The following is a 13,091-nucleotide window of genomic DNA, read 5'->3' as shown; positions in this document are numbered from 1 at the left end:
TATAACTATCATTCAAATTGCTCTTTAGATAATAATGGCTCAAATGATTGGTAAGCCTCATAATTCCGAAAATGTCGAGTATATAAATCAACAACATCCTCAGATGAATCAAAGTCATCATCCAAAACTGAATTCACGTCTACTACTTGCTGTAAAGACCAAGTAATAGTTTCTTCATTCTCATTTGTATAGCTGACGCTTTCATTTTTACCATGATTCAAAGCCTTTGCTTTTGCTTTCTCTAAAGAAGTAGCTTTAATCAAAACAAAGCTTTCTTGGTACAAAGGTTGATAATCATGTTTATCTGAAGATGATTTATAGAGAATTATAGCAATCTAGAAGGATTCTGCTTTATTTGCACTTTCAGTTTTCATCTCATGTTATCTCCAGCTATTTTTTGAATATACTATCATTCAATATTTTTATAATTTCAGTAAGAATTGTTGGTAGGTAATAATTTCAGTACGTTCAAATTTTGCAATCTCTAATAAATCTTGATCACCTGTGAGTAAAAAATTAGCATCGCTATCTTTTGCTAGTGCTAACAGATAATTATCTTTTGCATCCCGACAAACATAAACTTCGGATATTATATTTATAAATAAACCAACAGTCCGCAAAATTTGGATTAATTCATTGACTTTGTTAGGCGGAAAATATTTTTGTAACTTAGGACGTTGAGTAACCAAGATAATTTCTTCTAATATCTCTTCAGAAACTACCACTTGAATTGTTTCTTCAAGTAAAAGGTTTTGTAGTTGTTTTAATTCCTTACCAATTAGAAAGCTAATCCAAAGATTAGTATCAATGATTATCTTGATTGTTTTGTTTTCTTGCATAAATGTGAGAACGGACTAATTCTACTTCCTCTGTAATTTCCTCTAGAGATAATTCCTCAGTTTGAAATACTTCTAGTAATTGCGTTAACTTTTTATTCAAGGTTTCTTTTTCTAGCTCTTTGCTAAGTAACAATTTTTCTGAATCAGAAAGTTGTTTAACTAGGGTAAGAATTTGCTCAAATGTCAAGGGGAGTTTATAGGTGTTTTGTAACATAGTGTCAAATATTATTCTCTCTTAAATTTATGTTCATTACTCACCTTATTTTAACGCCGAAACCAACTGCGAACCCAACGCCACAACCAACGCAACCACACCCAGAACCCACGGCGAGAAACTACAGGCGGTTTTGGTTGAGAAAGACGTTCAATTGCATTGTTGCAATATTGCACTTTAGCATCAATTCCTATTGTCTGAAATAGTTCACGGGCATTGCGATAAGCACCCAGCGCGTCTGATTCCCGATTGAGGTTTTCTAATGCTCCACCCAAATTAAGCCAGGCATTAGCTTGCCCATAGACATCGCATATCTTTATAGCTATTGTCAAGGACTCCTGGTGGAACTCTATCGCCAGATGATATTCTAGAGCAGAGTTGTAAGCAGCACCTAAATTGCCTAGAGCAATGCCTTCCCCATTGCGATCACCTACCTCCCTGGCGATTTGCAAATGCTGCTGATGAAACTCTATTGCCAGATGAAACTGTCCCAAGGCTTGGTAAGCATTACCTAAATTACCTAGCGCATTGCCCTCTCCATTATGAGCGCCTATCTCTTTGGCAATTTGCAAATGCTGCTGGTGAAACTCTATTGCGAAATCAAACTGTCCCAAAACTTGATAATCATTGCCTAAATTGCCCAGAGCAATACCCTCCCCATTGCGATCGCCTATCTCTTTGGCAATTTGCAAATGCTGCTGATGAAACTCTATTGCGAAATCAAACTCTCTCAGGTATCGGTAAGCAAGGCCTAAACCTGCGAAGCAATTGCCCTGTCCATTGCGATCGCCTATTTCTCTAGCTATATCCAAAGACTGCTGGAGAAAATCTATTGCTAAATGAAACTGCCCTAAGGATGTGTAAGCATTACCCAAATTGCTTAGAGTACTGCCCTGTCCATTGCGATCGCCTATCTCCCTGGCAATTTGTAAATGCTGCTGGTATAGTTCAACTGCTTTCTGAAACTGTCCTAAGGCGTGGTAAGCATTACCCAAATTCCCTATGGCAATACTTTCTCCATTGCGATCACCTATCTCTCTAGCGATTTGTAAATGCTGCTGGTGAAACTCTATCGCCGACTGAAACTGCCCCAAGGCGTGGTAAGCATTACCCAAATTGCCCAAGGCAGATCCTTCCCCATTACGATCACCTATCTCTCTAGTGATTTGTAAATGCTGTTGTTGAAACTTTATCGACTGCTGGTAGTTTCCTAGTGAACGGTAGGCAATACCTAAATAATTGAGAGCAGTTGAATACTTCCTGTTGTCTCTGTTAATATCTTTTTTCCAAGTTTCTATTAATTGTCTACATAAATCAACTTGCTCTGTATAGTAGCCCCGCAACTTCAAAAAAACATAGCAGGTTCTTAATATCTCGAATGCCGCATCATATTTTTTGATTAGACACCAATGATGGAAAAGTTCTAAATATTCCTTGATATCTTCTTTAGTCTGCCAGGGTTGTTGTTTAAGATTCAAAAGATAGTAATTGATAGCTCGTTGATGCACCTCAGTCTGATCACCAGACTTATACCGTGCATACTCCAACACAACTGGCTGAAACTGAAACCGCCGCTTACCATTGAGCTTTTCTGACAACAAAGAACGCTTAACAAGGTTTCTCAGTTCTCCCTCAATCTCTGTTTTTGAACTTCCCGGTAACATAGCCACTGCTGCGGCACTCTCAACCGCACCACGATAAACACTAATATTCAGCAACAACGCCTTTTGCAATTTACTCAATCGCTCAAAACTGGCATCCAACACCAACACCATTCCCACATTTTCCTGGCGATGCACACCTACCACTTGGGGATCTGTTAACAACTGCCGCAAATTCCCTAAGCCTAAATCTGCTAATCTGCTTAAATCGGGATCTTGTGAATATTCTTCCTTTAATAAGTCTGCTACCAATCTCAACAGTAGGGGATGCCCATCTACTAATTCCACAAACTGCGTTAAATCTCCCCGAATCCCTAATGTAGTTAACAGTGCTACCCCTTCATCTACTTGCAAACCTTTCAGGGGTAGCCACTCAAAGCCTTTTAATTCTGGTCTTTCCCTGGTGGTGACTAACACCTTACTATTACTGCCAAATTCCACCCAAGCCTGGAAAAAATCGCCGTAAAATAGACTTCCCCACTGTCTATCAGGTTGTAATAAACTCTCCAGGTTGTCAATAATCAGTAAAAATTGCCCAGAACGTAAACACCTAACTAGCGCCTCTACTAACTGCGCTTCTTGTTCTGGAACGGGAAAGCCAAACTCTGTGAGGACTTGGCGGGCTAAATCGCTAAAACCTGCCCCATTACTGACATCAGCCCAAAATCGCTTGGGGAAATCGGCAATTTCTTCATAAATTTTAGCAGCTAGCATCGATTTACCTGTGCCACCAATGCCTTCTATACCAATTAAAAAGGTATTTTCATCAGTTAACCATTGCTGTACTTGGGCGATTTCTGCTGTTCTTCCTTGCCAGTAAGCCAAACTTTTACCGGGATTCCCTGCTTTGAGAACCCCCGGCGATTCAGCCTTACTACCACTTTCTAGATGAATGAGAAATTGAACTTGTCCTGCGTTCAGATGAAAATTTTCTGCATCAACACTACCAATTTGAGTTAATTTACTCTCATCTTGAGCAGTTCCCTCCATCTTGATGACTTTTGGGTTACTGGGGTTTGGTTCTTCCGCCATAGTTACTCAGCACAAATACAAATTTTGCTGGGTGTTGTCGTTGTGAACTTGAAACTTGGTGTTCAGAACTCGAAGCTTGGTGTTCAAAACTCGAAACTTGGTGTTCAGAACTCGAAACTTGGTGTTCGGAACTCGAAGCTTGATGTTCAGAACTCGAAACTTGGTGCTCAGAACTCGAAACTTGATGTTCAGAACTATTGTTACTGGCAGATTGTACTACCAAATGAGCGCGATCGCACTCAAGATGGTTTGGTTAAGGCAAGAGACGCGATAAATCGCCGTCTCTACAAAGGGCTGCGTTTAAAAACTCACTTCATTAGCGTCAATCTTCCCGATTTGATTGACTTTACTCTGGTCGTAAGCATTAGCACTCAACTGAATATTGTCACCGGGTTTATCAACCGATGCTTGCAAAATCTGGGCTATTTCTTCTGCAAGTGCTGTATCCGCTTCTAAAATCTTCTTGAGTTGCACTCGCAAACTTGCTTGTAAATCTTCATCCTCTGGCTTTTGCGCCACATCCGTTGCTGCTTCTTTCGCTGCTTCCTTAGCTTCTACTTTCGGATGTAACTTAGCCCAAATAGCTTTGGCTTTATTCCAAACATCCTCACCTACTTTCTGTGATGCCCCTTCTACGGCTTTATTACCCATATTGAACAGAAATGGCAGACAGGGAGCGAGAACTTTAACGAGTAGAGCTATATCCATTGGTTTATGATGTCTATGTTTACTCAGTATAGTGAACTACTCAGACTTGCCTACCTCTGTTGTCCGAGCTTCCCAATTCATCGGGAATGGACTGTGACATACTCCGTAGTTTTTTTGGTCTGACATTCCCTCCAAGGGCAGGAGTCCTGGTTCCCAGCGAAAAGTCTGTGCGTCCCGGTTTCCGGGCGCAGAACTTTTCAAGACAAGACCCAAATTTTTCTCTTCTTCCAAAGGGAGACGCCAAGGGCGATGCGACATATACCTATTAGCTTGGTTTTCGCTTGCGGCATAATGGTGAAAAACGCGGTCTTGAGGGTTTCCCTCTCCTAAGGGAGACGCTACGCGAACAAAGAGCGATTTTGAACCCGGAGGGTCAAGAAATTATATATCTTACCAGAAAATTTTAGCCTTGCTTTCCAGCGATAGATAGCACGCAATTGCTTGAGATATGAAGCAAACAACGTCATTCTCTAGTAAAAAACTACTACGATCGCACCCTTGTTAATTAAAAAGGAAATTACCAAACCCTTGCGATGTCTACTTATACAGCAACATAAATAATTTTTTTGACTTAGATAATCTCTAAGTAATTGCTTTATGTATATTTAATATGATAATGTGACGTACGCATGAGTTGAAGAAGCTTTTATGCATTGCCAACAAAGTTATTTCTCAAAATAAAAGTAAATTAATGGCTAAAAACTAGTGTATTTTGATAATACTGAAAAAATAAACAACTTTTAACATCATCTTATAAGTTTTCTAGGTAAAGCATGGTTTTTCAGCGCTGCTTCATTGCATCTGGCTTGATAACTTTCTTCGCATTAGGCTGTAGTGGTGGGGCAAACTCATCAATAAAAAATACTACACAACTTGTCCAAGAAAGTAATGTAACTCAACTTTTCATAGAAGCGAAGGCTACGCAAAATGCAGAAGATTTCTTTGATCAAGGCAATAATTTATTAGATGGACAACGTTACGAATATGCAATAAAAGCATACGACAAAGCGATCGCCATTAAAGTTGAGACTCCTGAAGCTTGGATTAACCGTGGCATAGCCTTAACATCTTTGCAACGCTACAAAGATGCGATCGCATCTTACAATACAGCGATCGCTATCAATCCCGATAAAGATGAAGCTTGGTATAATCGTGGCATCGCCTTAACATCGTTGCAACGTTACAAAGACGCTATTGGATCTTACGACAAAGCGATCGCTATCAAACCCGACAAATATGAAGCCTTAATTAACCGAGGCATTGCTCTGACAAAGCTGCACCGCTACAAGGATGCGATCGCATCTTACGATAGAGCGATCGCCATCAAGCAAGATTTACACCAAGTATATTACAACAAAGCTTGCTCTTATGCTTTACAGAGCAATCTGGAATTAGCAATTGAGAACCTAGAAAAAGCAATCAAGCTTGTTCCTGATAAATACAAGAAATTAGCAAAAACTGATCCAGATTTTACCAAAGTGCGTAGTCAAAAGCGCTTTCAGGAATTGCTGCAATAGTATTTTGTCACTACCACTCAGTGTAGAATATAAGCTTGCTGTAGCAAGGATTTTTTCTTGAGCGGTTTAAGATTAGACATGAAAAAATTGTTAATCACCGGAGCAAGTGGTTTTTTAGGATGGCATCTTTGCCAGCTTGCAAAACAAGAATGGGAAATTTATGGGACTTATTTATCGCATCCTTTAGAGATTTCTGGCATCAAAATTTTAAAAGTAAATTTGACAAATTTTCAGGAATTAAAGAGCATATTTAGTGATGTAAAACCAACAGCAGTTATTCATACTGCTGCACATTCACAACCAAACTTTTGTCAAACCCATCCCGAAGAATCCCACGCAATTAACGTCATAGCATCCTGTAACATAGCCGGACTTTGTGCAGATAATCTTATTCCTTGTGCTTTTACCTCAACCGACTTAGTTTTTGATGGTTTAAATGCTCCCTATCAAGAAACAGACCCGGTATGTCCTGTCAACCTTTACGGTGAGCAAAAAGTTATGGCGGAAACAGGTATGCTAGAGCGATATCCGAATACCGCAGTATGCCGAATGCCGTTGATGTTTGGCGCAGCAACACCCACGGCAAAAAGTTTTATTCAGCCGTTTATCCAAACTTTAAAAGCAGAACAAGAACTAAAGTTATTTATCGATGAATTTCGCACACCTGTAAGTGGAACAACTGCGGCAAAAGGACTGTTATTAGCATTAGAAAAAGTTAACGGCTGTATTCACTTAGGAGGGAAAGAGCGGATTTCTCGCTATGATTTTGGGCAGCTATTAGTCGAAGTATTTCAACTCCCTGCTACTATGCTTAAATCCTGCCGACAACAAGATGTGAAAATGGCAGCACCCAGACCAGTAGATGTTTCTTTGGATAGTTCCAAAGCTTTTGCATTGGGGTATCAACCTCTATCTTTGCGAGAAGAAGTGAAAGAATTAGTTAATAGCGATCGCTCTTGACAAGACGCTGTATATCCCGCTTATAAGCTAGCATCCATAAGAATATGCCAGCTATATTTGAAGGTAAAAAGTGAGAAAAATTAGACTGCTGGGTTTAACAATAGTTAGTTTGGGAATGCTTTTGTGGTTTAATATGCGTTCCTTACCACCATCAATACCAACTGTTACGCCCTCACCTCCAAAAACCATCCGCTACTTAGAGCGTACCTTGCCCCAAAGCGTAGCTCACATCCTATTGATTCCCAGCAGATTTTTGATAACTCCGGCATTATCGTTTAAAGTAAGCACTGTAGAAGAATTTGCTCAGAAACATCGAGCGATCGCAATCTTAAATGCAGGCTTTTTTGACCCAGCCAACCAAAAATCTACATCCTATGTCATCCTCCAAGGCAAGCTGGTAGCTGATCCTAAAAAAAACGAGCGGCTAGTGAACAATCCTAACTTAAAGCCTTACCTGGGTCAAATTTTTAATCGTGCAGAATTTCGCCGCTACCGATGTGGGCAAACTATCCGCTATTCGATTGCCTTGCATAGTGAGTCATCGCCAGCAGGTTGTCAGTTAGTTGATGCAATAGGCGCAGGTCCGCAGCTATTACCAGAACTCACTTCAGTACAAGAGGGCTTTGTGGATAATGTTAATAAACGAGATGCACTTGGCAGCAACCAACCTAACGCCAGAACTGCCGTAGGTATTACCCGTGATGGTAGCATTGTCTTAGTAATGGTGGCTCAAAAAGCTTCGGCTCCTAATAACTCTGGTATTTCGTTGCCAGCACTGGCAGATTTGATGAAAACCCTTGGTGTCCAGAAAGCGATGAACCTGGATGGAGGGAGTTCGTCTTCGCTTTATTACAATGGCAGAACCTTTTACGGGAAGATTGATTTGGAGGGAAATCCCATCAAGCGCCCGGTAAAGTCAGTTTTACTGGTTCAGGAAAATTAGTATTATCCATCCAAGCGCACCTCACGGCGGGGCAGAAAATTGCAAAACCACTTTGCTGCCAGAACTTATGAGATAACCATTCAGAGCATTATTACTTATGTAGCTGCGATCGCTATTATTATTCCTTCCAACGGTACAAGACGAGTAAGTAAAAATGGTGCAACCTAAGAGTAGTGCAAATATCGAAAATTATGAACGCTGCCAAACGCCTTGCTACTCTCAACCGCATCCGCAAACTTAGCCGCCTGATGGATACATCTATACGTATCCCTTTGACAGGTTTTCGTATTGGACTAGACCCAATCATTGGTCTAGTTCCAGGAGCTGGTGATTTAGTCAGTACAGCGTTTTCAGGTTATATCATATTTTTAGCTACCCGCTTCGGTATCCCACGCCAAGATTTAGTCAAAATGATTTTCAATGTTGGTCTAGAAGCCTTCGTTGGCACCGTGCCTTTATTGGGTGATTTATTTGATGCTTTTTATAAGTCCAATATTCGCAACTTAGCAATTTTAGAGCAACATTTAATGGCAGCTGAACCAGAACTCGAAAAAGTTGATTCTGAACTTTACCAGAGTCAAGCTAGTCAAGTTTAACTGGGTTCTACCAGTACCAGTCGCCCTTGCTTGTGAGCTTGTCGCAGGGACATTGCCTCTGCCACAATATTCTGCGCGCTTAATCCTTCCTCATCCATCATTTTTTGCAGAGTTACCCCTGTTTGCTCATCCTGCTCGTGAATGGGTGGAATTTGGCAATATCTTCCTCCATTCTTTGTCCGCCGCCAAATACTTGGTTTTTCCGGTTTTGGCTCTTTGGGAGTGCGTTGTTCTTTGACTAGAGAACGCACAGCCTCTTGGGTGATAGCGCTCAAGTCCAGAAGAGCCTCTATTACTGGCTTGTACTTGTTACCATTGTTTGCTAGCTGATATACAGTTAAGGGTTCAATTTGTGCTAAATCCTGGGGTGAAAACTTCCCAAATACAGCAGCAATCTTAAGATACCTTTTTTCCTCACCCCTCCAGCCCTTGTCAAAAAGTAGCTGTCTGTACTCCTTCAAAGAAATTTTCTTTTTTTGGTCGGCCAACCAAAAGGCATGATACAAAATTGTTTTAGTGACATCAGCAAGCGATATATTAGAAAATTTTTCGATACCAAGGCTGTTGGGAGCATTGACGTATTGCTCAAACTCTGATTTTGCAACTGCTTTAGATTTAACTTGGGCTGTAATTACACCTTGTGTGATCATAATGCTGACCTCATAAAAACTTCTTGGTATGCAATACAAATCCATCGCCTTTAATTAGGAGTCAATAACACTGGGGTCTTCCTAAAAGAAAAGCGAGTCCTGCACCATCGCAGTAAAGTTGGTGGAAATTTGAAAACAAAGTTGTCTACTAGAACAATTGTACTACTGAAAAGTCAGGTTGGCAAATATCTGGGCTAATAAAATAGGCTCAGGTTTTGAACATCTTTGCCAAAATACTGAATCATAAAATGGGAAAATAAGGGTGAGCGATACTACTCCCAAATTTGCAGGTCTAAGTCAGTTGGCACAATAAAACCAACCTATGTAAAGAAAGATAAACTAGGTTGAAACCCTCTTGCCTGCTGCTTTATACCAACGATAAATTTTTATGTTGACCTACTTGTAGGAGTCCTAAATGATTTATGAACTTTTCTGTTTCTCCTGTTGGCGGTTCGATAATTTTCATTACTAAAATAGGATTAGTATATTTACTTAAGATAGACACTTATACTTAGTCGGGTCTTGTTATGCCCAATTCTCAGTACTCCATGCTAATTTTTAAAACAGATAAACAGCAAATTTTATCAGTCAAAATCTTATGACTTCGACCGTTTCCTCTCAAACTCGCAAGCTACCCACCCAAGCAATAGGAGCCAAAATTTTCCACTCCTGTAATATTATTAGTCTGTTTCTCATGCTCACCAGCGGACTACAAATTTACAACGCCAACCCTGTTTTTGGTGGACGTGCAGGTTTGCACATTCCTCCGATATTTACCTTAGGAGGTTGGCTTGCAGGAGGTAGACACTGGCATTTTGCAGCAATGTGGCTATTTTCGTTAAATATTTTATGGTATGGAATTTACGTTTTAATTACCCGGCGTTGGCGACATCGGTTTATAGGTGCTAATGACCTTAAAGCATTACAAAAAAGTAAAAATTCTCAGCGCATAATTTATGCTTGGCATCGAATTGCCTATACAGCAATTATTCCTGTCTTGCTACTGGCGTTATTTACAGGAATAGGAATGTATAAACCTGCTCAATTTCCCTGGATTGTGGATTTATTTGGCAATTGGCAAGCACTACGAATTGTTCACTTTGCTTCAGTACCAATGTTTATTCTCTTTGCAGTGATTCACTCTCTATTAGGGCGTAAAGTTGGGGGCACTCAACTTACAGAATCAATGTTTTGGTAAACGAATAACTTTAGTGGAAGATGAGGAAGAATAATTCTTAACTCCTGTACAGACGCAATTAATCGCGTTTGTACTCCTAACTTCTATGATACAGATGTTTATCCTTTTTAAAAAACGAAAAATATGATTTTTATTGATAAATTGAATGGTAATATATTGCAAAATCAAAGCTTACTGTTTGTAGGACTTGATCCAAATCTAGAGATGATGCCTGTGCGTTATCAATCTCAAGATATTATCGCTGGTTTGGAGAAGTGGTTACAATTCATTATTGCTGAAACGTCCGATTTCGTTTGTGCTTATAAACCGACACTTGGTTTTTATGAAGCATTGGGTATTCCAGGTTTAGAACTGCTGTACAAAACTTTAGCAGCTATTCCAGCCCACATCCCAGTAATTTTAGATGCAAAACACAGCGACTTAAATACTAGTACTATCTTTGCCCGGACTGTGTTTACAGAATGGCAGGTAGATGCAATCACTCTCAGTCCTTATACAGGACAAGATCACGTAGCACCTTTTTTAGTCTATCCTGATAAGGCTGTGTTTATTTTATGCTGTACTTCTAATCCAGGTGCAGAAGCTTTACAGCAATATCCTACGAAGGAATCACCCCTTTATTTACAGGTGGTAAAAGAATCAAAAACTTGGGGGACTCCAGAACAATTGGGTTTGGAAGTGGGAACTACAAATCCTGAAGTTTTAAGACTTATTCGAGCGATCGCTCCTGAACGAACTATTATGGTGCGTAGCATCTGGGCACAGGGACAAAACCTGAAGAAAATTTTAGAAGCAGGCTTAAATGCTAACGGTGATGGTTTGCTGATTCCTGTTCCTCAAGATATGTTGGGAAATACACAACTATCTGAGGAAGTCCGATCTCTACGTGCAGAAATTAATCAAATAAAAGCTGAAATTATTCACGAAAATTCAACTTGTTCTGTATGGTTTTCTAATGTTTGTTTGTTAAATGAGCATCCTCAACAGGATTTAATTTTACAACTTTATGACATTGACTGTATTATGTTTGGCAGCTTTGTCCAAGCATCAGGAGCGATATTTCCTTATTACATTGACTTACGCAAAATTATTTCTAATCCCCAAGTTTTTAATCAAGTTCTCACTGCCTATGAGAATATTTTGAAGAACCTGAATTTTGATAGATTAGCAGGTATTCCCTACGGTTCTTTGCCTACTGCTACTGGTTTAGCTTTGCGCCTTAATTGTCCGATGATTTTTCCCCGTAAAGAGGTGAAAGCCCACGGAACTCGCAGAGTAATTGAAGGTAACTTTCATCCTGGCGAAACGGTTGTGGTGGTTGATGATATTCTCATCACCGGTAAAAGTGTTATGGAAGGGGCAGAAAAGTTGAAATCAGCAGGATTAAATGTTAACGACATTGTAGTATTTATCGACCATGAACAAGGGGTGAAAGATCGGTTACAACAAAATGGTTATCATGGTCACGCAGTTTTAACTATTTCAGAAATTACCAACACTTTGTATCAAGCAGGGCGAATAAGTGAGGAGCAATTTGTAGCTTTTGCTGAAAGTTAGTAATTGGAATAATAGGAGTAGGGAAGGATTTTTGTGATTTAATTCTACTTGGTCGTATTTAATTCCCAGGTTAAATCTAATAACTGAAGTAATTTTGATTTCTAAATTGATTATGAATTTTTCACTGAATCAACTACTTAGATGGTTAATTTTTACGCTGCTATTTCCTCTAGTCTTTCTCAATGGTTGGCTAGCATTTTTGCTTGTTAAAAATTTTCAACCTGTGGTAACAATTCTTGTATTAGCTACTTTGCTGGCATTCGTTTTAAATTATCCTGTTTCGATTCTCCAACAGCGGGGAGTTAAACGTGGCTATGCAGTAGCATTAGTTTTTATATTAGCATTAGTAATTGTGCTGGCTCTGGGTATCACTTTAGTACCCATTATTTTAGAGCAATTTAATGAGATGGTTAAAGTCCTTCCCCAATGGATTGATTCTAGTGAAGAAAAACTTCAGATTTTAAATGATTGGTTTTCTCTACATAAATTCAATATAAATGTCAGCCAGCTGCTAACACGATTAACTCAAGAATTACCCAATGAATTAGAGTTTGTTTCAGATAAGCTTTTAAGCATTATTATAGATACAATTGATAGTATTTCTGAGGCATTAATTACAGTCGTACTGACTTTTTATCTATTGTTAGATGGCCCAAGAATTTGGGAGGGTATATTTAAAAAGTTACCTGTAAATTTTGCTCCCAAGGTAAGCCAATCTATTCAGCAAAACTTCCAAAATTACTTGATTGGTCAAGGAACTTTGGCTTTACTGATGGGAGTTTCAGAAACATTATTGTTTTTAGCTTTTCAAGTCCAGTTTGGTTTACTCTTTGGTTTGGCAATTGGGATTTTGAGTTTAATTCCCTTTGGCGATGTCATTAGTCTGATTGTAATAACTTTAATATTAGCCACACATGATTTTTGGCTAGCAGCGAAGGTTTTTGCGGTAGCTGTTGTCATTGATCAGTTAATTGATCAGGCGATCGCACCACGACTTTTTGGCAAATTTACTGGACTTAGACCAATATGGGTGTTAATTGCTTTGCTTGTAGGCACCAATGTTGGTGGAGTCTTAGGTTTGCTAATTGCGATACCTATAGCTGGTTTTATCAAAGATGCAGCAGATGGTTTTTCTAAATCTGGTGATTCCAATAATGCTGTTGATAGTGAAGCAATATCAGAATTGTTGTCAAAGGAATAAATATCGCAATGAGTT

15 protein-coding genes are annotated in these 13,091 nt (G+C 39.4%); 8 read left to right on the top strand and 7 right to left on the bottom strand.

Annotated features, from left to right (window positions below; all coding sequences use genetic code 11):
* Positions 1-8: 8 nt before the first annotated feature.
* The 6 genes from ACEW80_RS05485 to ACEW80_RS05460 all read right to left on the bottom strand — a co-directional run bounded on the left by ACEW80_RS05485 (position 9) and on the right by ACEW80_RS05460 (position 4,712).
* Positions 9-326, bottom strand: coding sequence for a DUF4288 domain-containing protein (locus ACEW80_RS05485; protein WP_373525648.1), 318 nt, complete (start codon positions 324-326; stop codon positions 9-11).
* A gap of 96 nt (positions 327-422) precedes the next feature.
* Positions 423-839 carry a putative toxin-antitoxin system toxin component, PIN family gene (locus ACEW80_RS05480; protein ID WP_373525622.1) on the bottom strand — a complete coding sequence of 139 codons (417 nt, stop codon included), beginning with the start codon at positions 837-839 and terminating at the stop codon, positions 423-425.
* Entirely contained in the window at positions 805-1,053 is a 249-nt protein-coding gene (gene vap15 / locus ACEW80_RS05475) for a type II toxin-antitoxin system VapB15 family antitoxin (RefSeq protein WP_373525621.1), read from the bottom strand. The genes ACEW80_RS05480 and vap15 overlap by 35 nt, the downstream gene beginning before the upstream one ends.
* Positions 1,054-1,103: 50 nt before the next feature.
* Positions 1,104-3,746, bottom strand: a complete 2,643-nt coding sequence (locus ACEW80_RS05470) for a tetratricopeptide repeat protein (protein WP_373525620.1) — start codon at positions 3,744-3,746, stop codon at positions 1,104-1,106.
* Positions 3,747-4,046: 300 nt separating this feature from the next.
* A complete protein-coding gene (locus ACEW80_RS05465; RefSeq protein WP_373525619.1) occupies positions 4,047-4,454 on the bottom strand; it encodes a hypothetical protein in 408 nt (135 codons plus the stop codon).
* 36 nt (positions 4,455-4,490) lie between these two features.
* Positions 4,491-4,712 carry a hypothetical protein gene (locus tag ACEW80_RS05460; protein WP_373525618.1) on the bottom strand — a complete coding sequence of 74 codons (222 nt, stop codon included), beginning with the start codon at positions 4,710-4,712 and terminating at the stop codon, positions 4,491-4,493.
* 515 nt (positions 4,713-5,227) lie between these two features.
* Between ACEW80_RS05460 and ACEW80_RS05455 the strand changes: the two genes are divergently transcribed.
* The 5 genes from ACEW80_RS05455 to ACEW80_RS05435 all read left to right on the top strand — a co-directional run bounded on the left by ACEW80_RS05455 (position 5,228) and on the right by ACEW80_RS05435 (position 8,470).
* Entirely contained in the window at positions 5,228-5,971 is a 744-nt protein-coding gene (locus ACEW80_RS05455; RefSeq protein ID WP_373525617.1) for a tetratricopeptide repeat protein, read from the top strand.
* A 78-nt stretch (positions 5,972-6,049) separates the two neighbouring features.
* Positions 6,050-6,931, top strand: coding sequence for an NAD(P)-dependent oxidoreductase (locus ACEW80_RS05450; protein ID WP_373525616.1), 882 nt, complete (start codon positions 6,050-6,052; stop codon positions 6,929-6,931).
* A 70-nt stretch (positions 6,932-7,001) separates the two neighbouring features.
* Positions 7,002-7,874 (top strand): phosphodiester glycosidase family protein, encoded by an 873-nt coding sequence (locus ACEW80_RS05445; protein ID WP_373525615.1) that lies wholly within the window; start codon positions 7,002-7,004, stop codon positions 7,872-7,874.
* A gap of 39 nt (positions 7,875-7,913) precedes the next feature.
* Positions 7,914-8,042, top strand: a complete 129-nt coding sequence (locus ACEW80_RS05440) for a hypothetical protein (protein WP_373525614.1) — start codon at positions 7,914-7,916, stop codon at positions 8,040-8,042.
* Positions 8,043-8,065: 23 nt separating this feature from the next.
* Positions 8,066-8,470: a DUF4112 domain-containing protein gene (locus ACEW80_RS05435; protein ID WP_373525613.1), complete on the top strand. Its 405-nt coding sequence runs from the start codon at positions 8,066-8,068 to the stop codon at positions 8,468-8,470.
* On the opposite strand, the gene ACEW80_RS05430 is transcribed toward ACEW80_RS05435, so the two are convergent.
* Positions 8,467-9,120 (bottom strand): hypothetical protein, encoded by a 654-nt coding sequence (locus tag ACEW80_RS05430; protein ID WP_373525612.1) that lies wholly within the window; start codon positions 9,118-9,120, stop codon positions 8,467-8,469. The two genes, ACEW80_RS05435 and ACEW80_RS05430, sit on opposite strands and share 4 nt — an antisense overlap.
* A gap of 598 nt (positions 9,121-9,718) precedes the next feature.
* On the opposite strand from ACEW80_RS05430, the gene ACEW80_RS05425 reads away from it, so the two are divergent.
* The 3 genes from ACEW80_RS05425 to ACEW80_RS05415 all read left to right on the top strand — a co-directional run bounded on the left by ACEW80_RS05425 (position 9,719) and on the right by ACEW80_RS05415 (position 13,076).
* Positions 9,719-10,318, top strand: a complete 600-nt coding sequence (locus ACEW80_RS05425; protein WP_373525611.1) for a cytochrome b/b6 domain-containing protein — start codon at positions 9,719-9,721, stop codon at positions 10,316-10,318.
* A gap of 123 nt (positions 10,319-10,441) precedes the next feature.
* Positions 10,442-11,875 carry a bifunctional orotidine-5'-phosphate decarboxylase/orotate phosphoribosyltransferase gene (locus ACEW80_RS05420; RefSeq protein WP_373525610.1) on the top strand — a complete coding sequence of 478 codons (1,434 nt, stop codon included), beginning with the start codon at positions 10,442-10,444 and terminating at the stop codon, positions 11,873-11,875.
* A 112-nt stretch (positions 11,876-11,987) separates the two neighbouring features.
* A complete protein-coding gene (locus ACEW80_RS05415) occupies positions 11,988-13,076 on the top strand; it encodes an AI-2E family transporter (RefSeq protein ID WP_373525609.1) in 1,089 nt (362 codons plus the stop codon).
* Positions 13,077-13,091 lie beyond the last annotated feature (15 nt).

The organism is Nostoc sp. (assembly GCF_041747015.1).
Taxonomy (GTDB): Bacteria; Cyanobacteriota; Cyanobacteriia; order Cyanobacteriales; family Nostocaceae; genus Nostoc.
The sequence above is the reverse complement of the archived record's forward strand: the minus strand, read 5'-3'. Positions and strand labels throughout refer to the sequence as shown.